The organism is Aminipila terrae, assembly GCF_010120715.1.
Lineage (GTDB): Bacteria > Bacillota > Clostridia > Peptostreptococcales > Anaerovoracaceae > Aminipila > Aminipila terrae.
Window position 1 is genome coordinate 1804939 of the sequence record NZ_CP047591.1, and the last position, 25397, is coordinate 1830335.

The window sequence follows — 25397 nt, forward strand, 5'->3', positions numbered from 1 at the left end:
AATTGCTGGTGATAGCATTGCCCATAGCCATGCAGAGCCTGATTTCTTCTTCCCTGAACCTGATAGATAATTTAATGGTTGGAAGTCTGGGGGAGACGGAACTGGCGGCAGTGGGCATTGCCATACAGATTTGTTTTATACATTGGATAGTGATGTTTGGGTTTACCAGCGGTGTAGCTACGTTTATGGCTCAATTCTGGGGTGTTAAAGATTTAACGAACATTAAGAAAACTACAGGCTTTGCTATTTGTGTATGCCTTTCTATAAGCCTCGTATTTTTTCTTATAGCCATGCTTTTCCCTCAGACGGTAATGAAGCTTTTTACCAATATTCCTGAGCTGATTAAATTAGGCACCGGATATATACGTACAATCGCATTTACCTTTCTGACTATAAGCGTGACAGTACCTTTTACTGCAGCTCTTCGAACTACACAGCAGACTAAAATACCACTTTACATAAGCATATTTGTTTTCACCACCAATACTATTTTGAATTATGTATTTATATTTGGAAAGTTTGGGGCTCCAAAACTGGGGGTGACAGGGTCCGCTTTGGCCACGCTGATTGCAAGGTGTTTTGAGCTTCTTTTAATTCTCTTCGTAGTGTTTGTAAAAAAGAATATAGTGGCAGGACATTTTTCTGAGCATTTTGGATGGAGCAGACAACTGGTGAGAAGAATTGTTAGAAATGCTGTACCAACTACTATGAACGAAACCTTCTGGAGTGTTGGAACTGCCATGTATGTGGCTGCTTATGCCCGTGTGGGGGTAACCGAATATGCTGCAGTCCAGGCAAGCAATGTCATCAACAATCTGTTCATACTGGCGGCCTTCAGCATTGGTGACGCTACTTTGATTCTTGTAGGACAGAAACTGGGTGAAGGGAAGCTGGATTTTGCTTATGAACTTGGAAGAAAACTACTGCGTGTAGGAATTGCTCTGGGAATTATTTCTGGGGGAGTACTCATGATCAGCTCTAAATTTATCATCAGCCTGTTTGATTTGACTCCTGCAGGGCGGGAGGACGCTTTTTATATTCTCCTTGTGTATGGGGCATTTATGTGGCTGATAGTATATAATGGAATCTGCATTACGGGTATACTAAGATCTGGTGGAGATACTATCTTTGCTATGGCCGTGGAAACAGGGACCGTCTGGCTTTATGCTGTGCCTATGGCTTTTATTACGGCTTTGGTGCTACATTTACCTATTTATCTTGCGGTGCTGTTAGTGAAGACAGAAGACATTTTAAAATCTTTTATATTAGTTAGAAGATTCCGGTCTAAAAAATGGGCAAAGAATGTAATCCATGATGTGTAATAATAAATTTTATTATTGTGAAAAGAGTGATTATAATAATGAAAAGAATGATAAATAATAATCAAAGATTAAAATCAGACTTTCTAAAGGAAAAATGCACTGGCAATAGTAAAAAAAATGAAAATAGGACAAGTTTGTTGCTACAAAGTATGCTAAAACAGTATAAAAATTACTAGTTTGCTCACAATAGTTTTTGCAAATGGTTGCATAAAAATAAACAATGATAGCTTAGAGAACCTACTAATTTCAAGCATTATAAACGATTTTTCGACAAAAATGGACATTGTGAGAAAATTTTTAAAAACAACAATTCTTTACAACAGAAAATTTGAGAGTATAATAAAGTCAATATTACAAAATTGTATATTGGGATAGTTTTTTTATAGAGAGGTTTGCTAAAATTGGAATATGTGATAGGTGCCATAGTTGGTATTTTATATGGCGGGTTGGCTGGATTTTTAAAATACATTTTTCTTTGGAGAAAATTAGTTAAAGAAACAGACAATACGATTAAAATCGGAGCCGTGACTACAAGGCTTATTATAAGCTATGTGGTAAATGCAATTATTTTGCTGGTTACTTTCTTAGTTAGAAACATGATTCCGTTTGATTTTATTGCGCTGGTAGTAGCTACTGCCTTTACATTGGTTTTAGCAGGCAAGCTTTTTTCTGTCCAAAAGATATTACAAAAAACAGAGATGTAAAAAAACGTAGAACTATATAGACTAATTTGCATTTAGGAGGAAAGCAAAATGATAGAAATGTTAAATTCAATGGGGATTACTAATGCTATGATAACTAGTTCAGTTATAACACTGATTCTCTGTTTTTTAGCGATTGTGGCAAGCAGACATATGGAAATGATTCCATCTGGGCTTCAGAATGTTATAGAAGTCATTGTAGAAAAGCTTAGTGGTTTCTTTGAAGATTTAATGGGTGAGTATGCAGGACGTAAATATTTCCCGCTTGTGGCAACATTATTTATTTATGTGCTGATATGTAACTATACTGGTTTACTGCCTCTTTCAGGAGAGTTACCAGGATTAAAAGCACCTACCAGTTCAATAAACTTCCCAGCAGGTCTGGCAATTATTGTCTTCTTCTGTGTTCAGTTTATTGGAATCAGAGAAACTCATGGATTAAAGTACTATAAGCATTTATTACAGCCTATCGTTTTCCTGTTCCCGCTTATGTTACTTGAAGACATTGTTAAACCAATATCTCTTACATTGCGACTTTACGGAAACATCTTTGGTGAAGAAGCTGTAACAAGCGCATTTTTCGGTATGGTTCCTTTTGGACTTCCAATTCTTATGCAGGCTTTCAGCGTACTGATGGGACTGATTCAGGCTATGGTATTTTCTCTGCTTGCAGGAATTTATATTTCAGAAGCAGCAGAGCATGGAGCAGAGGAACATGAGCGTTTAAAGGCTCAGAACATTTAAATCAACGTTTTTAAAAGTTCTTTATATAGGATATTTATTTAACTGGAGGCTTCTAAGCCTCACAGTAGAATATATATAAATTATAAAAACATACGGCTGAAGTTTATCAGCAGAAACGAAAGGAGAAAATAAAATGACAATTGCATTAGCAGCAGCATTAGCTATCGGTCTATCAACTATCGGCCCTGGTATTGGTCAAGGTATAGCATCAGCAAAAGCTTTGGAAGGTATGGCAAGACAACCTGAGATGGTAGGTACTCTTCGTACAAACTTAATTCTTTGTATGGCATTTATGGAAGCTTTAGCAATCTATGGACTACTAATTACTTTTATTTTACTATCAAAAATGTAGTTGATTTGTTTCGTTATAACAAGTCAGCCACAAGGAGGGTTTATTTATGGTTGAAGCATTAGGTATAAATTTCACAGAGATTATCTTTGCTATTGTAAACTTTTTAATCCTTGTGACAGTTTTGGCAAAGTTTCTATACAAGCCGTTTATTGAAATGCTTGAAAACAGAAAACAGTCTATTCAGGATTCATTTGATCATGCAGCAGACACTAACAGAAGAGCTGATGAAAAAATGGATGAATACAACAAACGCATTTCAAATGTTGAACAAGAAGGTAGAGAAATAGTTAAAAATGCAAAAATAAAAGCAGAAGCTCAGGCAAGTGATATTATTAATGAAGCAAATGCAAAAGCAGCAGAAATAAAGCTTCATGCAGAAAATGAAGTTGAACGCCAGAAGGCGAAGGCTTTAGCAGAAATGAAGGCTCAGGTTGCTGCAATGGCATTGCTTGCTGCAGAAAAAATCCTGGAAAAGGATTTAGAGCTGGAAGGTCAGGAGCATCTAATTGATAATATCATTGAACAGGTAGGTGCAGCGAAATGGCAGAATTAACGGTTGGAATGACATATGGTAATGCTCTATTTCAAGCGGCATGTGAGGTCAATAAAAAGGATGTAATCCTTGATGAGGCCACACAGTTTCTTGAATTGTTAGAACGAGAGCCTGATCTGTGTGCCTTTATCGACACTCCGGTAATCTCCATTGCTGAAAAGAAAGACGTTTTAAAGTCTATCTTGGAAGGCCGCATTTCGGAAGAGCTTTTGAACTTCCTGTATGTCATGGTTGATAAAGGAAGAACAAGGCATTTTGAGAGAGCCATAAAGGTTTACAAGGAACTTTTAAATAAAGAAGAGGGCATTTCTTACGGAAAAATATTATCCGTTAAGCCTCTTAGCACTGATAGGCTCGAAAAATTTGAAGCTGAAACAGGAAAGCTTTTACAACAAAATGTTAAGCTTGAAAATGAAATTGACACCAAATTAATTGGTGGTATAAAAATACTAATTGACGGCAAGGTTATTGACGCATCTATCAGGAAGCGTCTTGATGACCTTAACAATACTATTATATAGAGAGGAGGTTGCTGACATGAACCTCAAACCCGAAGAAATAAGTGCCGTAATAAAAGAACAGATTAAGAATTATAAAAATAAGCTTGAGATTTCTGATTTTGGTACTGTTATACAGGTCGGAGACGGCATTTCCAGAATTTACGGACTGGAGAAATGCATGGCGGGCGAACTGCTTGAGTTTCCAGGGGAAGTATATGGTATGGCGTTAAATCTTGAAGAAGATAACGTTGGTGCAGTTATGCTTGGTTCCGACAAGAACATAAAAGAAGGTGACATTGTAAAACCTACAGGAAAGGTTGTTGAAGTACCGGTAGGTAATGACTTAATTGGCCGTGTAGTAAATGCATTAGGTCAGCCTCTTGATGGTAAAGGGCCTATCAGTGCGGAAGCGCATAGACCTGTTGAATATCCAGCGCCAGGAGTATTGCAAAGAAAATCAGTTAACCAGCCTTTACAGACTGGTATCAAGGCTATTGACTCCATGATACCAATCGGCAGAGGACAGAGAGAACTGATTATCGGAGACAGACAGACTGGTAAAACAGCTATCGCTATAGATACTATTCTGAACCAGAAGGATTCTGGCGTAATTTGTATTTATGTTGCTATTGGACAGAAGAAATCTACAGTAGCCCAGTTGGTACAGACTCTTGAAAATAAAGGTGCCATGGGTTACTCTATTGTTGTGTCTGCAACAGCAAGTGATGTAGCACCGCTTCAGTATATTGCCCCTTATGCAGGTTGTGCTATGGCAGAACATTTTATGTATCAGGGCAAAGATGTGTTAATCATTTATGATGACTTATCAAAACATGCTGTTGCCTACAGAGCAATGTCATTATTGCTTAGAAGACCACCAGGACGAGAAGCTTATCCTGGAGATGTATTCTATTTACACAGCAGATTACTGGAAAGAGCTGCCAAGCTCTCTGATGAATTAGGCGGAGGCTCTATTACAGCATTGCCTATTATTGAAACTCAGGCTGGAGATGTATCTGCATATATTCCGACAAATGTTATTTCCATCACTGACGGCCAGATCTTCCTGGAAACAGAATTATTCTTTACAGGACAGAGACCAGCTGTTAATGCGGGTATCTCTGTATCCCGTGTAGGTGGTAATGCGCAGATAAAGGCCATGAAACAGGTAGCCAGCAAGATCAAGCTTGAATTGGCACAGTATACCGAGCTGGCAAGCTTTTCACAATTTGGTTCGGATATTGATAAGGATACAAGAGCCAGACTGGATCACGGACTGATTTTAATGGAAATATTAAAGCAGGGACAGTATAAGCCAATTGCAGTTGAACATCAGGTTATGATTATATATGCTGCAGTTAACCACTTCCTTGCAGACATTCCTGTTGAGCAGATAAAAGAATTTGAACATGGTTTTTATGACTTTATGGATACACAATATCCGCAGGTTGGTAAAAACATCAAATCCAGTGGCAAACTTGATGAAGCTACGGAAGAAATTCTTAAAGAAGCGATTACAAAGTACAAAGAAGTACGAAACAACTAGGAATGTCACTACAGTAAAAATCTGCAAATGTTCAATTTGTGATTTTTAAGCAATGATCTTTCCATAGTTTACATGGTGAACTGGGACAGGTCTTTATAGGAGGAGAATATGGCTTCAAATAATATGCAGGATATAAAACGCCGCATAAAGAGCGTAACCAGCACAGAGCACATAACCAGTGCGATGAAGCTCGTTTCTGCTGCAAAGCTGAGAAGAGCTAAGGCCACCTTCGAAAAAACAACTGAATATTTTCATTATATTACAGAATCTATAGCAGATATTTTCAACAATATCAGTGATGCCCCAGAGCAGTATCTGGCTGGGAGCCGTGAGATTAAAACAACTTGTTACATTATTGTAACAAGTAACAGAGGCTTATGTGGAGGATTTAACTCCAACATTATAAAACAAGCAGAAGCTGAGATTAAGGCTGATCCCGAAAAACCGGTGATTGTTGCTGTAGGAACAAAAGGAAAGGAATATTTCGCAAAGAGAGGTTATGATATTTATAGTGAATATTCAGAGGCTCCAGAGAGTATTTCTTTCTTAGAAACAAAACAAATCAGTAGACCTATTATAGATATGTATAATTCTGGTGAAATTGATGAGGTAGTGATTATTTATACTTCCTTTAAAAACTCTATGGAGCAGGAAGTGAAACGCGAAACATTACTGCCTATTGATATAAAAAATGACCCGGAAGTAATTAAACATGACAGAGAAGTTGAATATGAGCCATCGGTTGAGGCTGTATTTGAATATTTGATTCCTAAATATGTCGAAATAAAGGTATACGGAGCTATTGTTGAATCTGCTACCTGTGAACATGCTGCCAGAAGAATGGCTATGGAAAACGCTACAGATAATGCCAGAGAAATGCTGGAAAATCTGTCTCTATTCTATAACAGAGCTAGACAGGCTGCTATCACAGATGAGATTATTGAAATTGTTGCAGGGGCAGAAGCCCAAAAATAAGTTGTTACAAAAGAAGTAGGGAGGTGGTTTGGAATATGGAACAGAATAAAGGTATTATTCACCAGATTATCGGACCGGTTATTGATATAAAATTTTCACCCGAACATATGCCTGAACTGTTAAATGCTATCATCATAAAGCACGAGGGCAGAGATATTGTGGCAGAAGTTTCACAGCACGTTGGAGATGATATCGTAAAATGTGTTGCTTTATCAGCTACAGATGGCTTAACAAGAGGTATGGAAGCTATTAATACAGGAGCTCCTATTCAGGTTCCTGTAGGGAAAGAAGTACTGGGCAGATTATTTAATGTTATAGGTGAAACAATAGATGAAAAAGGTCCTGTTGCTACAGCGGAAAAGCACTCTATTCACAGAGATGCTCCACCTTTTGAAGAACAGGATACAAGTGCGAGGATTTTCGAAACGGGAATCAAGGTTATCGACTTAATTGCACCATATACCAGAGGCGGAAAGGTTGGTCTTTTCGGCGGTGCTGGTGTAGGCAAAACAGTTCTTATTCAGGAACTTATCAGTAATATCGCAAAAGAACATGGCGGTATTTCTGTATTTGCTGGCGTTGGTGAAAGAACAAGAGAAGGTAATGACCTGTACTATGAAATGATAGAATCAGGCGTTATTGATAAAACAGCTATGGTATTTGGTCAGATGAATGAACCGCCGGGAGCCAGAATGAGAGTAGCCCTGACAGGTTTAACTATGGCAGAATACTTCAGAGATGTTGAAGGACAGGATGTACTTCTGTTCATTGACAATATCTTCAGATTTACACAAGCAGGTTCAGAGGTATCGGCACTACTAGGACGTGTACCATCAGCGGTAGGCTATCAACCAACACTTGCTACTGAAATGGGTGCATTGCAGGAAAGAATTACTTCAACAAAGAAGGGTTCTATTACATCAGTACAGGCTATTTATGTACCTGCTGATGACTTGACTGACCCTGCTCCGGCAACTACTTTTGCTCACTTGGATGCTACGACAGTATTGTCACGTTCAATCAGTGCGCTTGGTATTTATCCGGCAGTTGACCCGCTTGAATCTACTTCAAGAATTATGGATCCTAATATTCTTGGTGATGAACACTATGACACAGCCAGAGGCGTACAGGAAGTTCTTCAGAGATATAAGGATTTACAGGATATTATCGCAATTCTTGGTATGGATGAGTTGTCAGATTCTGATAAACTTATCGTTTCCCGAGCAAGAAAAATCCAGAGATTCTTATCTCAGCCATTTAGTGTTGCAGAGCAGTTCACTGGTATGGAAGGAAAATATCTTCCATTAAAGGAAACAATACGAGGATTTAAAGAAATTCTTGAAGGTAAGCACGATGAAATCCCTGAATCTATGTTCTTGCTTGCAGGTGGTATAGACGAAGTTGTAGAAAAGTTTAAGGCGTCAAAATAATTTTTCGCCGGGAAGGGAGATAATAAAATGGCTAAGAGTGTATTACTTGAAGTTATAACACCTTCAAAACTATTCTATAAAGATAAGGTTGAGATGGTTATAGTCAGAACCTTAACAGGTGAAGAGGGATTTATGGCAGACCACACTTGGGCATGTAAGCTTCTTGATATAGGAGTTATGTGGATCAAGGAAGAGGGCTCTAATGAGTTTAAGGCTGCATCTATAGCTGGCGGGTATATTGACGTAAAAGAGAATTTCGTTATATATACAGACGCTGCTGAATGGGTTGAAGAAATTGATATAGAAAGAGCTTCCAAGAGGAAAGCTACTGTAGAAAAATGGCTTGAATCCCATAATGAAACCAATACAGGTGCAGACGAGCTTGCCAGAGCACAAGTCAGCTTATTAAAACAGATTAGCAGAATGAATCTGGCAGAAAATGGTGCCAGACGAAAAAGATAAACTTTTAAAGAAAAGGTGGATTTTAATATCCACCTTTTTTAATTATTTTTTGATAATTCCAAAATTAGGTAGAAAATTGTCAAAATTTTTAATATACTATTAATAACTTAAAATTAAGGGAGAAACAGTATTATGATGAAGATGAATCAGCATTTAATTGAGATATTAGTTAGAGTTTCTGTTGCTTTTTTAGCTTTCATTACAATGCTGGTTTTTATACAACCCCAAGTCAGCTATGGGGATATAAAATTGCCCAAGGAAAAGAAAGTCGTAAAGGTTGGCTACTATCTCTATGACCGATATCAGGAAGTTGATAAAAACGGTGTATATTCAGGATATGGATATGACTACTTAAAAGAAATATCTCAATTTGCAGGATGGGACTATGAATTCATCATAGCTTCATTTCCGGATTGTATCAGAATGTTGGAAAATGGTGAGGTGGATATTGTTGGAGGAATAGATAAAGAAGCACTAAAGTCTGACAAAATCATCTATTCACACTTATCTAACAGAGTATCTCAGGCACAGTTATATACAAAAAATACCGATACACACTTAAATTTTGACGATTTTTCCAAGATTAACGGAATTTCTGTAGGGGTATTACAAGATGATTATCAAGAGTCCTATTTAGATGATTATTCCTATCAGAATCATATAAAATTACATAAAAAATACTATAAAACTCTGAAAGATATGGAAGCTGCTTTGGAAAAGGGTCAGGTTCAAGCAATTTTTACTTCTGTTGAGACAAATAAAAAATATAATAAAGTAATCGGCAGGATGGATCAACGCCCTCTGTATTATGGCATAAATAAGAATAACCAGGAATTGATGGGTGAGTTAAATAAGTCCATGCAGAATATAAAAAACAGCAATCCCTCTTATGATATGCAGATACAAAATAAATATTTTATTAAGGGAAACGTTGCAGCTCCATCTTTTACCGTGGAGGAACTTAACTATATAAATGAAAAAAGAACTGTAAAAGTTGCATATGATCAGGGCTGGCAGCCCATTGAATATTATGATAAGGAAACGGGAAATATAAAAGGCGTTACAAAAGACCTGTTTGACCTATTATCAAAATATACTGGGCTTAAGTTTGAGTTTATCAGAGCAAAAGATTTAAGTGAGGCTTTAAATGATGTAAAGACGGGAAAAGCGGATATGATTAGTCTGGTATCCCACGATTACAACATTTCAGATAAGAGGGCATATACACCTCCAGTATTTGTATTAATGCATCCCTGGTAGGGGTAATTGCAAAAGATCGTAATTTTGATGGTATAAAGCAGATTGCCATGCCAAAAGATTACTATCTGGATATACTCAAGAATTATGACGTAAAGGAATATGACACGGTAGAAGATTGCTTTGAAGCTGTTAACTCTGGGGAAGCGGATGCTACAATAGCCAATGCTTACGCTGCAAATTACTACCTGGCCAATCCTAAATTTGTAAATTTAATCAGACAGGATTTAATTGGATATTCTGAAGATTTATCTTTAGGGGTTTCGAAAAATGAAGATATTGAGCTTTTAAATATATTAAACAAGGGCCTTCACTGCATTTCTGATATGGAATTGTCAAATATTATTTTAAGTAATTATGTTGTATATGAACAACCTAAGTTTAGAAAGCTGTACTATTCAAATCCCCAATTCTTCTTAGGCTCCATCATAGTTTTGGTTGCTGCGGCTATAGGTGTTCTGATTTATATAATCATGCTAAAGAATAAAATGAATGCAACAAATCTTAAAATGATAGAATTTTTAAATATAGAAAAAAGCAGAATGGAAAATTCCTTACGTAATGAAGCAGAAACAGACTCATTAACAGGACTGTTTAACAGACGCAAGATTGAATCCGAATTAAAAGAATTTTTGTTGAAAATAAGTGTAGATAATCAAATAAGCCTGCAACGGACAAATTACCCTAATTATGATTTACATAGCCTGGTGATTATTGATCTGGATGGCTTTAAGAGTATTAATGACAGATATGGACATCCTGAGGGAGACACTTTGCTAAAGCGAATTGCACTGGAACTGGAACTTGTTGCCGGTGAGGAAAACCTTGTGGGCAGATTAGGTGGAGATGAATTCTTATTTCTCTTTAAAAATATTACAGGGAAAAATGAGGCAGCTCATCTGGCTAAAAAAATCCATAAGGTTATTGAGCAGATTTCTCACGAAGATGAAAAGTGGGGACCATATCTGCAAGCGTGGGAGTAACTTTATTTGGATATGAAACATATAGCTTTAAAGAATTATATGAAAAAGCAGATCAGGCTTTGTATAAAGCAAAAAAAACGGGTAAAGATAAAGTAGTATTCTATGAAGAACTGTAAAAAAGGATAAAGCACATGAAGTAAATTTTAAGGACTGAAGCCTGTTATTTGCCAGGTTCAGTCCTTTTTATCATGATATTATACTGGAAAATAAAATCAATGGACTAATTTGTCTTTACAAGGAACATGTTTTTATTTATAATATATTAAAAATGTATTGAAATAGCGGGGGATTCCTAATAATTATTTAACTAATACAGTAATTAAATAAAGCAAAAATGTATTAATTTGCTTATAAAGTAATAACGGGGGGTGTGGGAACAGAAAATATGTATAGCGATAGATTAGATGACAAATATTCAAAAATAACAAAAGAAATCCAGGGACTGGCTGAAAAATGTGTAAAGAACAGTACGATTGAGGCTTCGTTGTATAAGAAGTATGAAGTGAACAGGGGACTTCGAGATCTGAAAGGAAATGGTGTACTTACAGGGCTAACAGAAATTTCCGGGATATATGCTTTTGATGTAGATGAGCAAACTGGAGAAAAAATTCCGGCACCAGGTAGATTGTATTACCGGGGTGTAAACATAAATGATATAGTAAGAGGGTTTGTTAATGAAAAACGTTTTGGCTTTGAAGAGGTAGCATATCTCCTTATTTTTGGAAGTTTACCTTCTAAAAAGGAACTAGAGGATTTTAACCGGCTTTTGGCGGAATATCGCACATTGCCACCGAGTTTTGTTAGAGATATTATTATGAAGGCTCCTAGCACAGATATGATGAATAGTCTGGCAAGGGGGTATTGACGCTGCATTCCTATGATCAGAAGCCTAATGATACCTCCATACCAAATGTACTTAGACAGTGCCTTCTGCTTACTGCAGTATTTCCTCTGCTTGCAGTGTACGGATATCAGGCATCCAGACATTATCATTACAGGGATAGCCTTTATATACACATACCAAAGTCCGAATTATCAACAGCAGAAAACATACTCCACATGCTGAGACCAGACAGCCAGTACACAGAACTTGAGGCTAGGATTTTAGACTTGGCTTTGGTTCTTCACGCAGAGCATGGAGGGGGAATAACTCAACATTTACTACCCATGTGGTATCTTCATCAGGTACAGATACGTACTCTGCCATAGCAGCAGCTTTAGGTTCTTTAAAAGGGCCTAAACATGGAGGTGCCAACATAAAAGTGGTGCAGATGTTTGATGATATGAAGTCATGTGTCGCTGACTGGGAAGATGAAGCTCAGATCAGGGAATATCTGAAAAAACTGTTAAATGGGGAAGGGTTTGATAAATCCGGACTGATATATGGCATGGGTCATGCGGTATATTCCCTATCAGATCCAAGGGCAGAAATTTTTAAAAAGTTCGTAGAAAGTCTGGCCAAGGAAAAAAACAAGGGAAAAGAATATGCACTATATGCCAGTGTTGAGCGAATCGCTGCAGAAATTATCTGTCAGGAAAGAAAGATATATAAAGGAGTCAGCGCAAACATTGACTTTTACAGCGGATTTGTTTATAGTATGCTGGATTTGCCTTTAGAGCTTTATACACCTATATTTGCCATAGCAAGAATGGCAGGGTGGAGTGCCCATAGAATAGAAGAACTAATCAATGCAGGTAAAATCATAAGGCCGGCCTATAAAGATGTAGCTGAATTGTGTGATTATATTCCTATCGGCGAAAGATAAGAAGAAGGAAAAACGCTGAATTAAAACATAAAAGGTTGATGCAATGGGCATCAACCTTTTTTTATAAAGAAATTATTTAAAGAATCAGGCTTCCTACATTATAGATGATAAAAGCCGTTATCCAGGCTACTGTGGTTTGGAAGCATACAGTCAGGATAGCATAACGCCATCCCCCCAGCTCTCTTCTGATTGTTGCCAGTGTGGCTACGCAAGGCATATATAGAAGACAGAAAGCGATAAAGGCAAACGCTGATAAAGGTGTAAAGATTTCCGTAAGCATTGTGGTCAATGAAGCACCTTCTGTGGCTCCAGTTAAAACAGCCATAGTGCTTACTACCGCTTCTTTTGCAGAAAGTCCGGTTATTAGTGCGGTCGCAGCTCTCCAGTCTCCGAATCCAAGAGGAGAAAATATTGGAGAAACTGCCCGTCCCAGGGACGCTAAGATGCTGCTTTCGCTGTTGTTTACCAGATTTAATCCAAAATCAAAACTTTGAAGGAACCATATAACAATAGTAGCTATAAATATAACCGTAAATGCTTTTTTTATAAAACCCTTAACATTTTCCCACATTCGGAGACAGACACTTTTAGCCGCAGGTACGCGGTAAGGTGGAAGCACCATTATAAAAGGAACGGGATTGCCTTTAAAAATAGTATTTTTAAAAATTGAAGCACATATGATGGCGACAATAATGCCGGTAAGATAAATGGCGGTCATTATAAGCGCTTTATCGTGACTGAAAAATGCCGCAGTAAACATAGCGTAAATAGGAAGCTTTGCGCTGCAGGACATAAATGGGATTAAAGCAATAGTCAGTTGTCTGTCTCTTGTACTTGAGAGAGACCTGGTAGCCATAATAGCAGGGACGGAACAACCGAAGCCAATAAGCATTGGCACAATGGATCGTCCTGAAAGCCCTAGTTTTCGTAAAAGCTTATCCATTACGAAGGCTACCCGGGGGTGTAACCACTGTCTTCTAAAATAGACAAAAAGAAGAATAGTACTGCGATAATTGGAAGGAACGATAATACACTCCCTACGCCTGCGCAAATCCCATCTATGATTAAAGCATACAGAACAGGACTGACTCCTGCACCTATAAGGCCGGTACTTATAAAATCAATAATCATATCAATGAATCTGGAAAGCTGGGCACTGAGGAAAGCCCCTACAGAGCTGAAAGTAAAATAGAATACAAGAAACATAATTCCCACAAATATTGGTATAGCAAAAATTCTGTGAGTCAGAATTTTATCAATTTTTACGGAACGCTCGTGCTCTTTTGTATTTTCAGATATTCTGGTTACTGCCCCAGCACAAATCTTTTCGATAAAGGCATACCTCATATCAGCCATGGCTGCTTCCCGGTCCGTATGAAGATGATTTTCCATATCTTCTACAATGTGCCATATGATATCAAGCTCCGGACCTTTAAGGGCCAGTTCTTTTAGAATAGGCTCATCACCTTCTACTACTTTTGTACAACAGAACCGCAAAGGAAGGCCTGCTCTTTCAGCATCTTCACTTATTAAATGAGCTATTGAGTGAATGGCAGTGTGGATGTATCCTGTACAGAAATCAAGCTTTTGGGGAATGGTCTGTTTCTGAGCTGCTTCTATAGCATAATGTATTAAATCATGAATGCCATCATTTTTACTTGCGGAGATAGGTATAACGGGAATAGTAAGCTCCTCTGATAATTTTTGAATATCGATAGAAATCTTATTGCTTTTGACTTCATCCATCATATTAAGGGCTAAAACCATAGGAATTTCCAGTTCCATTAACTGCAGAGTTAAATAGAGATTCCTTTCGATAGAGGTGGAATCAATAATGTTGACGATTACATCTGGCCGGCCTTTTAACAGTATATCTCTTGTATCAACATCATCAACGGTATAGGCAGAAAGGGAATAAGTTCCGGGCAGTTCGATAACGCTGACTCCTTTGTGTCTACGTACGGGTCCTTCTTTTGTTGCCCTGTGGGACGTGGAAAAATAGCCAGCATGCTGCTGGCCACCGGTCATCTGATTAAAGACAGTTGTCAAACCACAGTTGGGATTCCCTATTAAAGCGATATTAATCTTATGTAAGTGCTTTTTATTCATCTACGGACACCTCTTTAACCTGAATGCGGTTTGCGTCTTCCTTTCTTAATGTGAGCTCAAAGCCCCGCAAATAAAGTTCGATGGGATCTCCCAAAGGAGCCACTTTTCTTACCAGTACCAGGGTGTTTGGAGTCAGTCCTAAGTCAAACAGTCTGCGCCGAAGAGCTCCTTCGCCACCTACGGCACTGATGATGCCGCTACATCCCGGTTTTAATTTATCTAAAGTTAATACCATTTATTACCTCAAAAATACGTTTTAAAAATATAAAATTTATATTAAAATTACCCTTAAGTAGTTAGCTACTGCAAACAGTATAGAGAAAAAAATACAAAAAGTCAAGAAAAGGAGAAGGGTTGACAGACAACAGCAAATTTGGGGCAATTTGTCAAATAAGGAAGAGCATATTAGTACTGTCAAGTACTAAAATAAAGTTTTTTTGTACAAACATGCATTTTAAAAGTGCTGAAAAATCAACAAGTTAGCAAGAGGTTACTGCGGTTTCAATTTTCTGAATATGAGCAAAAAGGTATACTTTTTGTTAAATAGTGCTATAATAAATAGTGTCTTACAAAAGACATAGGAGAAAGAGAGGAGAAACAAGGTATGGCAAAGAAGCTTATATCTGTGTGGCTTTCATTGACCATTGTACTTTTCTCATCAATTTCTATATATGCTGACGATTACGTTCAAGGAGATTTTTTTAACAAAAAAGTCGTTATAAATGGAAGTGAGATTGTAAATTACAATCTGCAATATCCGTTCTTCCTTTATAAAGGCACGACTTACATTCCATTAAGTACAGATATGGGAAATATCTGTGGATTTGAAGCAAAAATGGACTGGGAAAGCCGCACATTAAAACTTCTTAAGACGGAAGAGACTCAAAAGACAATTAGCAAAAATTGGGCCAAAAATAATGGTTACGATATGAAATTACAAGTTATATCAGGAGTCAAAGTATTAGCTTATCAAGAACTTGCAGACAAAAAAGGGGCAACCGCTGAGACGAAAGTTGAGGATACAACTGGAGTCATAGAGGCGCCTGAAATGCTAGTCGAAGAAGTTAATTTAGAAGGGTTGCCAATACTGGCAATTGGAAAGTATTTATTCATTCCTGCAAAGGCAATGAGTAAAAGCAAAGTGTTTAATTGGAATTTATATTATGATCCATATTACGGAGTATGTATAAGTACAATTAAAGGAAAAACAGCACAAAGTTTCTGGAGCGAATCAGAATCCAGATACAACAAAGGGTTAGTAAACTATATATTAAATTATAACGGCAGCTTATCAACAACCTATGCACAGGATCTGGTCTTTATGTTTAAAAGAGCAGCAGCACTTTATAAGGTAGATGAGAAATTGTTATTGGCAATAGCCCATAAGGAAAGTACCTTTAATGCATCTGCAATTTCCAACAGTGGTGCTATAGGACTGATGCAGATAATGCCTGCCACAGCAGCAAATTTTGGAGTATCAGCACAGCAATTACATGATCCACGTTCAAATATAAACGTAGGAGCTTGTATGATCGGTACAGGTATTACTAACTACAATGGGGATAAGGGAAGAGCTTTATCCGCATATAACCAGGGTGCATCCAGGGTTAGCCGGGGAACCTACTCATCAGCTTATGCAACCAGAATAATGTCTGCATATAGCGGAGTACAAAATTTTCTTTCTGTAAACGGATATAATTAATTGAAAAAATAAGATTTTTCATGGTTTTAGAAAAATCGCAGAACAGAATGAAGATTTAAAAAAATCACGACCAAAAAAGCATATAATATAGAAAAGCAAAAAGCCGGGGCATAATATCCCCGGTTTTTTGTTTGTAAAATTTGTAAACTCCAAGTATAATGTTAGAAGATTAAGCAATATAGACATTTCAAATATGTTACATATAAAAGCAGGAATGCATCCAAAATATAAGAAAAAGAGTGTAGAGGTGGAAATATGAACACAAGTATATTTCAAGTAGCTGGACCAGTGATGATTGGCCCGTCAAGCTCACATACTGCAGGAGCGGCAAAGATCGGAAGAATAGCCAGGCAGATTGTCAATGGAGATTTTGATAAAGTTACTTTTGGACTTTACGGTTCATTCGATAAGACCGGAAAGGGACATGGCACAGACAAGGCGTTACTGGCAGGGGTTATAGGAATAAGAGAAGACGATGAGAATATTTCAAAGTCCTTTGAGCTGGCAAAAGCAGCTGGCATAGAATTTGAATTTTATTCTGTGGAACTTGATGGAGCTCATGAAAATTCTGTAGTAATAACTTTTTATAAAGATGGAAATATTAAATCAAGAATTCAAGGCGCCTCTATAGGTGGAGGAAATGTAAGGATTGTAAAAATTGACGGATATGAAATTGGCATCAGTGGAGAACTTCCAACCATCTTTGTTAAGCAGGATGATCAGAAGGGTGTTATCAGCCATGTGGCTACTGTGTTAGCTGACAACGGAATAAATATAGCAACCATGAAAGTCAGTCGTATGCAGAAAAAACAAGACGCTATCTGCGTGATTGAAATCGATGATTCCGTCAGTGATGACATTCTGCAAAGACTGAAAGAACATCCATATATTCAGATTGTGCGGTTTATTGCCTGCGCATAAGGAAAGGAAAAGAGAACATGTATAAGAATATAAAAGGGCTTTTAACATTAGCACAGGAAAGAGATGTACTCCTTTCGCAGATTATTTTGGAAAACGAGATAAAACACAGTGAGAAAAGCCCGGAAGAGATTTTGAAAATCATGAAATTCAGATATGAAGTAATGAAAGCTTCAGCAGAAAAGGCCTTGAAGCAGCCCACCAATCCGGAAGGGAATCTTATTTGTGGTATAGCTTCAACCCAGTACGCTTACGCTAAGGGGAAGAAAGATACCCTTTGCGGAGATTTTATAAACCTGGTTATGGCCAGAGCACTCTCTTCCAGTGAAGTTAATGCCTCCATGGGAAAAATCTGTGCCATGCCTACAGCAGGTTCCTGCGGAATTGTTCCATCCGTAGTTCTCTCTGTGGCAGAAAAGCAGCAGGCCACAGAGGCACAGTTGCTTATGGCTATGATTACTGCTTCAGGACTGGGAGCAATCGTCACAGAAAATGCTACGGTAGCAGGAGCTGAGGGCGGCTGTCAGGCAGAATGCGGAGTAGCCGCCGCTATGGCTGCGGCAGCAGCAGTGGAATTGTGCGGGGGAACTCCTGCCCAATCCGTAACAGCCTTCAGCTTATCCCTTATGAATATCATGGGATTGGTCTGTGACCCTGTGGGGGATTGGTTCAGATACCCTGTGCTCAAAGAAATGCTTCTCAGGCAGTTAATGCTTTACTTAGTGCAGATCTGGCTATGGCAGGAGTTCAAAGCTATATTGATGCAGATGAAGTTGTGGAAGCTATGTACAAGGTGGGAAAGTTGTTACCTATGCAGCTGAAAGAAACAGCTTTAGGTGGCATTGCAGCCACTTGCAGCGGGGCGTGTTTAATTAAGACTATTCAGGAACGGGATAAAAGTGTATAATAAAATGTTAGGATAATAAGTAAAATGGAAAAAATCCATTGAATTTAGATTTGGAGGAAAAGATATGGCATCGTTTATATCACCTATAAGGTATGAAAATGAAAAGATGTATCTTCTTGATCAGACTTTGTTGCCTGGTCAGGAAGTTTACCTGGAAATTGAAAACAAAAAAGACTTATGGGATGCGATTTATGAACTAAAGGTGAGAGGTGCACCAGCTATTGGAGTAGCAGCAGCTTACGGAATTTATGTCTGCACCAGAGACATTATGGCAGTGAACTTTGAAGACTTCTGTGGCAAGTTTCATGAGGTAAAAGAATACCTGGCTTCATCCAGGCCTACTGCGGTCAATCTTTTCTGGGCACTGAACAGGATGGAAGAAAAACTGCTTTCCCTTGCAGGAGACAGAGATTATGGATCCTGGGAAGGCGAACAGGTACATATTAAACAAATGTTAAAAGAAGAGGCGGAAAAGATTTACCAGGAAGATGTGAAGGCATGTTATGAAATGGGAAGAAACGGGTTATCTCTTTTAAAGCCTGGCATGGGTATTCTTACTCACTGTAATGCAGGGACTATTGCAACTGCTAAATATGGAACCTGTCTGGCTCCTTTGTATCTGGGCCATGAGCAGGGTTATGATTTTAAAGTTTTTGCAGATGAGACCAGACCATTATTGCAGGGAGCAAGGCTGACTGCCTGGGAATTAAACAAAGCAGGAATTGATGTAACTCTGATTTGCGATAATATGGCCTCTATTGTTATGAAGAACGGATGGATAAATGCTGTAGTTGTGGGCTGTGACAGAATGGCAGCCAATGGCGATGGCGCAAATAAAATAGGAACTTCTGGAGTTGCCATATTGGCCAAAGAATATGGTATTCCCTTTTATATGTTTGTACCTACCTCAACTATTGATTTGAATACGCCTACAGGAAAGGATATTCATATAGAAGAAAGAAAAGGTGAAGAGGTCTATAAGATGTGGTATGAAAAGCCTATGGCACCAGAAGGCATTAAAACATATAATCCTGCTTTTGATGTGACGGATGCCAGGTATATTACTGCAGTAGTGACGGAAAAAGGCGTTGTATATCCACCTTATGACGTAAATTTACCTAAGGTATTAAAGTAAACTGGTTTGGTTTGAGTTAAGGAGCATAAATGAATATTTTTGAGAGAAACGTAAAAAAAGTAGTGATTCTAGCCGTAGTTGCCGCAGCATTTTCTTCGATTTTTGTTAAATTAACATCAGCACCAGCTATGGCAATTGGTTTTTATAGATTAGCCTTTGCATTGCCTGTATTTGCAATAATGACTCTGGTTAAACATAAGGATGAAGTTTTGGCAATGACCAGAAAACAACTGGGGGGATGTGCTGTTGCGGGTATGTGTCTGGCAGGACATTTTTTTTCCTGGTTTACAGGAGTAGAGCATACAAGTGTTGCCAGTGCCACAGTTTTAGCCATGACAGATCCTTTTATGATACTTTTAATATCCGTTTTCATATTTAAAGAGAAAACAAATAAAAAGGCAGTTGCAGGAGTAATAGTAGCTTTTATTGGAAGTATTATCATATCTGGAAGTGATTACAGCATCTCTAAAGATGTACTGTTTGGGGATATTATGTGTCTGTTTGCAGCACTTTTTATCGGACTTTATTTTATAGCAGGAAATAAGTTCCGAAAAGGTATTAATGCATCAGTCTATGTATTTTTTGTATTTCTTTTCTGCTGGATTACCTTTACAATTGGAATGATAGTAACAGGAACTCCATTTACCGGATATAGCACAAATGATATGTTCTGGATATTTGTTATGGCTATGGTGTGCCAGATTGGCGCTCATGCCGTATTCAACTGGTGTCTGGGATATACATCTGCCTTATACATAGCAACCTGTGAAAATCTGGAGACTTTTATTGCCACTGGCCTAGCGGTAGTTTTGTTCGCTGAAATACCTTCCTTGTGGCAGATTATCGGAGGTCTTACCATTGTTGCGGGTGTAACCTATTATACAAGACATGAGGGCGATAGCAATGGCTTATAAAGTGAAAATTGATATATTTGAAGGTCCGTTCGACCTGCTTGTATATTTGATAGAAAATGCCGAGATGAACATATACGATATTCAGGTGGCAGAAATTACTGGGCAATATCTTGCCTATGTAGAGAGGATGCAGGAGGCAGATGTCAATGTGGCTACGGAGTTTATGGTACTGGCAGCTGCTTTAATTGAAATAAAGTCAAAAATGCTTCTTCCAAGAAGTGCACCGATTGAAGAAGGTATTGTTGAAGAGGACCCTAGAACCGAATTAGTGGAAAAGATTCTGGAATATAAAAAGTTCAAGGCAGCAGCAGAACTTCTTGAGAATCATGAAAATGAAAAGCTTTTATGTTTTGAAAAACCTAAAGAGGATATGGATCAGTATACCAACCAGGTTGACGAATACTTATCTCTTGATATCAGGCAGTTTGTTTCTGCATTCAATTTGTTTTTAAGAAAAAAACAAAGAATTGAGGAAGTAAGAAAGCACTATACTCGAGTGGAAAGACAAAAACAAAGTATTGAGATGAAGGTTCAGTTCATCGTAGGTTTTTTTAAAAAGCACAGTCTGAAAAAGATATTATTTAAAGAGCTGATAAACAAAGAAAGTGACAAATATGATGTTGTTCTTACTTTTACCTCAATGCTTCAGATGATCAGGGATAAACTGATTAGTGTGGAGCAGCACAGGGCTTTTGGAGATATGGAAATTAAAATGGTACCGCCGGTGAAAGAGGACAGCGTTGCAATAGGAGAATGGGATGACAACTAAAAAGACAATTAAGTCTGCTTTTGAGTCTATGATGTTCGTATGGGGGAACCCTTAGACGTAAAAACGGCAGCCGAAGTATTTAATATTAACTGGAAGGATGCTTATGATTATTTTCTGGAATTAAAACAGGAATATGATCAGGAAGGCAGAGGAATAAGAATAATAGAAGTCAATAAGAGCTTTCAATTTGTCACGGATGCAGATAATTCTTCTTATATTGAAAGACTATGCACCCCTGTAAAGGAAAAGAAATTATCTCAGTCGGCATTGGAAGTACTGGCCATTATTGCTTACAAACAACCAATAACAAAAGGTGAGATTGATTCTATCCGTGGTATAAAGTGCGACAGGGTTATTGAAGGTCTTATAAAAAAAGAACTGATCCAGGAAAAAGGTCGTTCCACTGCCATTGGAAGACCTATACTTTATGGGACTACGGATGGCTTTTTAAAGCATTTTGGATTTGAAACGATAAAAGATTTACCGGATATTGAGAACATAGAAAGCGCTGTTGCGGCAGACGATCCTGAGGATGAGGTGTATGCCCAACAAATCTCACTAGATTTTAATACATAGCAATATGGAGGTAAGAATGAAAGAGAAATCTTATATGCTGGCAGTGCCCGAAAAAGAACAGGATTTAATGGACTTAGAGGGAATGCTCAGTAGATTGGCACAAGCAGAAGGGATTCGGGTCCTTTCTGAAAATATGGATTCTGATATCATGAAGCTGGATTTAATCGTAGAAGAAGATCAGTGTCAGGTGGAAATATACCCTACTGGGTTTGAACTTCCTGAAATGTATCGCATACAGCACTTTTTCCCAGATGTAGATATAGAGTCTCTGCAGCGGGCAGAAACTGGTTTGGCTGTAGAAATGATTTATGGAGAAGATCCTTTGTCCGCGTATCATGCACAGCTTCGGATTATACATGCGTTGTTGCCAGATAAATTAGCTATATTCGATGACAGTTCAGAAAAAATCCTTTCCGGACAATGGGCTGCCCTTGCTGCTTCATCAAAGATTCCGCCTGCCCCGAGATATATTTATACAGTTCAGGCTGTAAGCGGAGAAGATGATATTGTGTGGCTTCATACCCATGGATTGAATCGCTGCGGGTTACCTGAACTGGAAATACTGGATTCTTCTAAAGATGTTTATCAAAGCCATTATTCTGTTATTGAGACTATGGCAAATCGTATGCTGGAATTTGAAGAGCCTTTAGAACCCATGGAACCGCTTTTCTTAGCCCACATGACAAAAGAGATTAGCCTGATAAGTACATTGGTGCCTTGGAATCAGGCGGTAGAACATTATGATGAACATATGCTGGGAGGAAAAACAGACAGAACGGAAAGCCATAATGGAAATACCAGCGCAATCTTTGTTTATCCCACATATGAAGATTTTCAGGAAGGGCAATATGCTCCTCTTTCTATCTATGACGAATATTTGCAGGATAACCCTCTTTATATGGTTACCACAAAAGAAACAGAAAGAATGAAAGCCCTAGCAGCAGAGCGAATCGAATATATGAAACAGACTTTAGGCTGTGGAGATAACCATATTTTAGTGAAACTGGGATTAGAAGTTGATGATGAACACAAAACGGAAGATAATTTCAGGGAACATATATGGTTTGAATTGCTGGATATAAAAGAGAATGTTCTGACAGCAAAGCTGACTCAGGAACCATATTACATAGCCAGCCTTCATGAAGGGTATACAGGTGATTATGGCCTTGATGAAATAACCGACTGGATGATTTATACTCCAGAGCGTAGAATTACACCAGATGATGTTTATCTGATGGAAATCAGGAAATAATTCCAGTATCAAAAGGGGTTGTTGCAAAATGCAGCAGCCTCTTTATTTATTCTAATTAGGAGGATTAGACAGCCAAACCCAGGCCACCAAATTCCCAATGTGAGAGTGAATAAGACAAGAAAAAAAGTTTTTTGCTCTTAAAAATGATAAAAAACAAAAATCTTCGGTAGTATTTTGGGCAAAAACTACCGTATTTTATGAAAGTTGAAACTTTATGGTAACTATTTAATAAAAAATCTAACAAAGTATTAAAACTAATGGGTATAGATGCAAAAAGCTACCGGGATTTAAGTAAAAATGATAATCTCGGTAGCACCAGCAGTATAAAAGGTTTCATGTTCTCCCTCCTAAGCAACAAGTCATTTTATTATTTTGCTTGTCTGCCTAGAAGAGCGCATAGCATCATTTTGCAACAGCCCCTTTGGTTTTTGATACTTAATAGAAAGAAATACTCAGAGGCATTTACATTTTTTATGGACATTGCCGCTGGAGTCTACACAGCTGCAGGCACCGCAAACACCTTCTCCACAACAGATATTTGCATTATTACTGTGAATAAATTCAGGGGGAACTGGTAAGCGAGAAATGATTTTCCTGATTTCTTCTATGTAATAATCAGAGGCCAAAACTGCAACAACAGTATATCCGCCTTCTGTAATCTTATCCTGTAAAGTTGAATCCAGACATTCCTGAAGACTTTGTATATGAACTTTATCCGCTGCGAATGGATGCAGGTAATCCCATATTACCTGGGTACAGATTTTATCGGGATCTATTATTATTTCTGTTTCAGTATTCTTTCCTGCCCAGTGAAGCAGGTTCATAGCAGGTGCAAAGCCTACTCCTTTTGTCAGAATAAGTAATTTTAAATCCGGAAGGATTCTGCTAAAACGACCGGTTATTCTGGGCATTCCTGAAATCCCACCGCGATATACGCCGCGTACTGTCAGTTTGTCTTCCTGCATGCAGATTGCTTTTGTTTTCGCCGAGATACTTTTTACAAGAACCGTAACAAAACCTCTTTCACTATCTACCTGCATGATTGAAATTGGTGTCTGATAATAATTAATATAGTCTGGTGCCTGCAGAAAAACATAACTTCCTGGTATGGCGGCTTTTAAGGCAAAGCCACGTCCCACCTCAAGAGTAATCACATATAGATCTTCCAGATACTGCTTTTTTGAAACTATTCTTGCGGAGAACTCTTTTCTTGGATTATTTACCCTTTGGTTATTTTGAATGAATTCGTTATATATACAGACTCCCTTCCATAGGCAGTCACAGTACTCTTTTCCCTGAAGCCTGCTGCATATGAGGCAATCTCCTGTAGCAGCCAGATAACAGGGACAGTTTTCTGTACCGCTGTCAATACAGTCAATATTATTTGAACATTCCATTATTTGACCTCCCACCCGATGAATATAATTACTATTATTATATTTTCCAGGAGGGAAGGGGTGATACTATTTTACAGAAAAACCATAATCCATCAGTTTGTAAGAATCATTAAACCAGTCGGGAGCTCCCATAACAACACAGATTAATTGTCTGCCGTTACGTTCTGCAGAAGCTACCAGGGTACGGCCAGAGGCTTTTGTGAAACCGATTTTTATGCCATTGCCTCCGTCATACTGATGAACCACTTTATTTTTGTTATAAAAGTAATTGTATTTATCGGGAGCTCTGCTGGCTTCCCAGTCCTCAGCAGAAACAATGGTTTTAAAGGTTTTGTTTTTCATTGCAGCCTGAGCTATTAATGCCATATCAGCAGCTGTTGTATAATGGTTTTTGTCAAAAAGCCCGCTGGGATTTAAAAAGTGGGTATCGGTGCAGCCTATCTCTGTAGCCTTCAGGTTCATCAAATCTACGAAGTTCTGTTGGTTGCCACCGATGATGCAGGCTAAGGCTGTTGCCGCATCATTGCCAGAGCGTAGCATTAGTCCGTAGAGCAGATCTTCAATGCTTACTGGTTCTTCGGGTGTTAAATAAATAGAAGAACCTTCTACTCCCACTGCTTCAGCAGGTATTTTAACTTTTTGAGTAATGTCACTATTCAGAGCCTCCACAGTCTCGATGGTAAGCAGGGCTGTCATTATTTTTGTGGTACTGGCAGGGTACGCTTTACTGGTTGCATTTTTTTCATAAAGAATTTCGCCGGTTTTTGCATCCATAAGAACTGCCTGCTTAGCAGAAATTTCTGGACAGGCTGCAGCTGAAGAGGTTTGTTTTGTATAAGAATCCCAAAACGAATAAGCAGCCACTAATATGATTAAAGCAAAGAAAATAATAATTACTGGGATGAAATTTGAAAAAATCATATTATTTTTTGCCTTTAAAAGTTTTATTTGTTTATAATTACTGTTAGTTCCCATCAGATTAATCCTCCATTTAATATATTTACGATAAAAGGAACTGCTTTATGTATAAATTTTAGCTGGATTATAAAGACCGCTGGACTATGTTAAATGATAGTGATAAAATTAATGAATAATATTTCAATGTTACTTATTAAAGGCTTTATTAC

The 25397-nt window shown here is 38.0% G+C and carries 26 protein-coding genes and 2 pseudogenes; 23 read left to right on the forward strand and 5 right to left on the reverse strand.

The window, feature by feature from the left end; genetic code table 11:
• The first annotated feature begins 8 nt into the window (after positions 1 to 8).
• The 15 genes and pseudogenes from Ami3637_RS08625 (at position 9) to Ami3637_RS19250 (ending at position 12591) form a co-directional block, all read left to right on the forward strand.
• Complete coding sequence (locus Ami3637_RS08625; protein WP_162362215.1) at positions 9 to 1322, forward strand: MATE family efflux transporter; 1314 nt, start codon at positions 9 to 11, stop codon at positions 1320 to 1322.
• A 401-nt stretch (positions 1323 to 1723) separates the two neighbouring features.
• Positions 1724 to 2026 carry a hypothetical protein gene (locus Ami3637_RS08630; protein WP_162362216.1) on the forward strand — a complete coding sequence of 101 codons (303 nt, stop codon included), beginning with the start codon at positions 1724 to 1726 and terminating at the stop codon, positions 2024 to 2026.
• A 48-nt stretch (positions 2027 to 2074) separates the two neighbouring features.
• Complete coding sequence (gene atpB, locus Ami3637_RS08635; RefSeq protein WP_162362217.1) at positions 2075 to 2767, forward strand: F0F1 ATP synthase subunit A; 693 nt, start codon at positions 2075 to 2077, stop codon at positions 2765 to 2767.
• A 133-nt stretch (positions 2768 to 2900) separates the two neighbouring features.
• Positions 2901 to 3119: an ATP synthase F0 subunit C gene (atpE, locus tag Ami3637_RS08640; protein WP_162362218.1), complete on the forward strand. Its 219-nt coding sequence runs from the start codon at positions 2901 to 2903 to the stop codon at positions 3117 to 3119.
• A 46-nt stretch (positions 3120 to 3165) separates the two neighbouring features.
• Positions 3166 to 3672: a F0F1 ATP synthase subunit B gene (gene atpF / locus Ami3637_RS08645; protein WP_162362219.1), complete on the forward strand. Its 507-nt coding sequence runs from the start codon at positions 3166 to 3168 to the stop codon at positions 3670 to 3672.
• Entirely contained in the window at positions 3660 to 4193 is a 534-nt protein-coding gene (gene atpH / locus Ami3637_RS08650; RefSeq protein ID WP_162362220.1) for an ATP synthase F1 subunit delta, read from the forward strand. The genes atpF and atpH overlap by 13 nt, the downstream gene beginning before the upstream one ends.
• Before the next feature lie 16 nt (positions 4194 to 4209).
• Positions 4210 to 5718: a F0F1 ATP synthase subunit alpha gene (atpA, locus tag Ami3637_RS08655; RefSeq protein ID WP_162362221.1), complete on the forward strand. Its 1509-nt coding sequence runs from the start codon at positions 4210 to 4212 to the stop codon at positions 5716 to 5718.
• A 108-nt stretch (positions 5719 to 5826) separates the two neighbouring features.
• Positions 5827 to 6693, forward strand: a complete 867-nt coding sequence (gene atpG, locus Ami3637_RS08660) for an ATP synthase F1 subunit gamma (RefSeq protein ID WP_162362222.1) — start codon at positions 5827 to 5829, stop codon at positions 6691 to 6693.
• A gap of 35 nt (positions 6694 to 6728) precedes the next feature.
• Positions 6729 to 8123 carry a F0F1 ATP synthase subunit beta gene (gene atpD / locus Ami3637_RS08665; protein ID WP_162362223.1) on the forward strand — a complete coding sequence of 465 codons (1395 nt, stop codon included), beginning with the start codon at positions 6729 to 6731 and terminating at the stop codon, positions 8121 to 8123.
• Positions 8124 to 8150: 27 nt separating this feature from the next.
• Positions 8151 to 8585, forward strand: a complete 435-nt coding sequence (gene atpC / locus Ami3637_RS08670) for an ATP synthase F1 subunit epsilon (RefSeq protein ID WP_162362224.1) — start codon at positions 8151 to 8153, stop codon at positions 8583 to 8585.
• Positions 8586 to 8717: 132 nt separating this feature from the next.
• The gene (locus tag Ami3637_RS17875) at positions 8718 to 9845 is read left to right on the forward strand and encodes a transporter substrate-binding domain-containing protein (protein WP_162362225.1); all 1128 of its coding nucleotides are present in this window, start codon (positions 8718 to 8720) and stop codon (positions 9843 to 9845) included.
• A 47-nt stretch (positions 9846 to 9892) separates the two neighbouring features.
• Entirely contained in the window at positions 9893 to 10825 is a 933-nt protein-coding gene (locus Ami3637_RS17880) for a transporter substrate-binding domain-containing diguanylate cyclase (RefSeq protein WP_162362226.1), read from the forward strand.
• Positions 10816 to 10941: a diguanylate cyclase gene (locus Ami3637_RS17885; protein ID WP_162362227.1), complete on the forward strand. Its 126-nt coding sequence runs from the start codon at positions 10816 to 10818 to the stop codon at positions 10939 to 10941. Before Ami3637_RS17880 ends, Ami3637_RS17885 begins: the two co-directional genes overlap by 10 nt.
• 269 nt (positions 10942 to 11210) lie before the next feature.
• A pseudogene (locus tag Ami3637_RS19245) lies at positions 11211 to 12034 on the forward strand (citrate/2-methylcitrate synthase).
• Entirely contained in the window at positions 11995 to 12591 is a 597-nt protein-coding gene (locus tag Ami3637_RS19250) for a citrate/2-methylcitrate synthase (RefSeq protein WP_330586542.1), read from the forward strand. Before Ami3637_RS19245 ends, Ami3637_RS19250 begins: the two are co-directional and overlap by 40 nt.
• A 76-nt stretch (positions 12592 to 12667) precedes the next feature.
• Here Ami3637_RS19250 and Ami3637_RS18495 read toward each other — a convergent pair whose 3' ends face one another.
• From Ami3637_RS18495 to Ami3637_RS08700, 3 genes are read right to left on the reverse strand one after another with little or no spacing between them, the layout of a single operon-like run.
• Positions 12668 to 13534 (reverse strand): ferrous iron transporter B, encoded by an 867-nt coding sequence (locus tag Ami3637_RS18495; protein WP_330586543.1) that lies wholly within the window; start codon positions 13532 to 13534, stop codon positions 12668 to 12670.
• Positions 13535 to 13542: 8 nt separating this feature from the next.
• Positions 13543 to 14700 carry a ferrous iron transporter B gene (locus Ami3637_RS18500; RefSeq protein WP_330586544.1) on the reverse strand — a complete coding sequence of 386 codons (1158 nt, stop codon included), beginning with the start codon at positions 14698 to 14700 and terminating at the stop codon, positions 13543 to 13545.
• Entirely contained in the window at positions 14693 to 14935 is a 243-nt protein-coding gene (locus Ami3637_RS08700) for a FeoA family protein (protein WP_162362228.1), read from the reverse strand. The genes Ami3637_RS18500 and Ami3637_RS08700 overlap by 8 nt, the downstream gene beginning before the upstream one ends.
• Positions 14936 to 15304: 369 nt before the next feature.
• On the opposite strand from Ami3637_RS08700, the gene Ami3637_RS08705 reads away from it, so the two are divergent.
• From Ami3637_RS08705 to Ami3637_RS08740, 8 genes and pseudogenes are all read left to right on the forward strand, one after another.
• Positions 15305 to 16402, forward strand: coding sequence for a lytic transglycosylase domain-containing protein (locus Ami3637_RS08705; protein WP_162362229.1), 1098 nt, complete (start codon positions 15305 to 15307; stop codon positions 16400 to 16402).
• A 255-nt stretch (positions 16403 to 16657) separates the two neighbouring features.
• The gene (gene sdaAB / locus Ami3637_RS08710; RefSeq protein WP_162362230.1) at positions 16658 to 17323 is read left to right on the forward strand and encodes an L-serine ammonia-lyase, iron-sulfur-dependent subunit beta; all 666 of its coding nucleotides are present in this window, start codon (positions 16658 to 16660) and stop codon (positions 17321 to 17323) included.
• 17 nt (positions 17324 to 17340) lie between these two features.
• Positions 17341 to 18107 (forward strand): annotated as a pseudogene (gene sdaAA, locus Ami3637_RS08715) (L-serine ammonia-lyase, iron-sulfur-dependent, subunit alpha); the annotation flags it as partial.
• Between the two features lie 184 nt (positions 18108 to 18291).
• Positions 18292 to 19362: an S-methyl-5-thioribose-1-phosphate isomerase gene (mtnA, locus tag Ami3637_RS08720; protein WP_162362231.1), complete on the forward strand. Its 1071-nt coding sequence runs from the start codon at positions 18292 to 18294 to the stop codon at positions 19360 to 19362.
• 29 nt (positions 19363 to 19391) lie between these two features.
• Complete coding sequence (locus tag Ami3637_RS08725; protein ID WP_162362232.1) at positions 19392 to 20276, forward strand: DMT family transporter; 885 nt, start codon at positions 19392 to 19394, stop codon at positions 20274 to 20276.
• The gene (locus tag Ami3637_RS08730) at positions 20266 to 21045 is read left to right on the forward strand and encodes a segregation and condensation protein A (protein WP_162362233.1); all 780 of its coding nucleotides are present in this window, start codon (positions 20266 to 20268) and stop codon (positions 21043 to 21045) included. The genes Ami3637_RS08725 and Ami3637_RS08730 overlap by 11 nt, the downstream gene beginning before the upstream one ends.
• A 39-nt stretch (positions 21046 to 21084) precedes the next feature.
• Entirely contained in the window at positions 21085 to 21621 is a 537-nt protein-coding gene (gene scpB, locus Ami3637_RS08735; RefSeq protein WP_243157972.1) for an SMC-Scp complex subunit ScpB, read from the forward strand.
• 16 nt (positions 21622 to 21637) lie between these two features.
• Complete coding sequence (locus Ami3637_RS08740; RefSeq protein WP_162362234.1) at positions 21638 to 22873, forward strand: DUF4026 domain-containing protein; 1236 nt, start codon at positions 21638 to 21640, stop codon at positions 22871 to 22873.
• A gap of 452 nt (positions 22874 to 23325) precedes the next feature.
• Here Ami3637_RS08740 and Ami3637_RS08745 read toward each other — a convergent pair whose 3' ends face one another.
• Both Ami3637_RS08745 and Ami3637_RS08750 read right to left on the reverse strand, forming a co-directional pair.
• A complete protein-coding gene (locus Ami3637_RS08745; protein ID WP_162362235.1) occupies positions 23326 to 24270 on the reverse strand; it encodes a hypothetical protein in 945 nt (314 codons plus the stop codon).
• Positions 24271 to 24336: 66 nt separating this feature from the next.
• Positions 24337 to 25245, reverse strand: coding sequence for a D-alanyl-D-alanine carboxypeptidase family protein (locus Ami3637_RS08750; RefSeq protein WP_162362236.1), 909 nt, complete (start codon positions 25243 to 25245; stop codon positions 24337 to 24339).
• Positions 25246 to 25397: the final 152 nt, after the last annotated feature.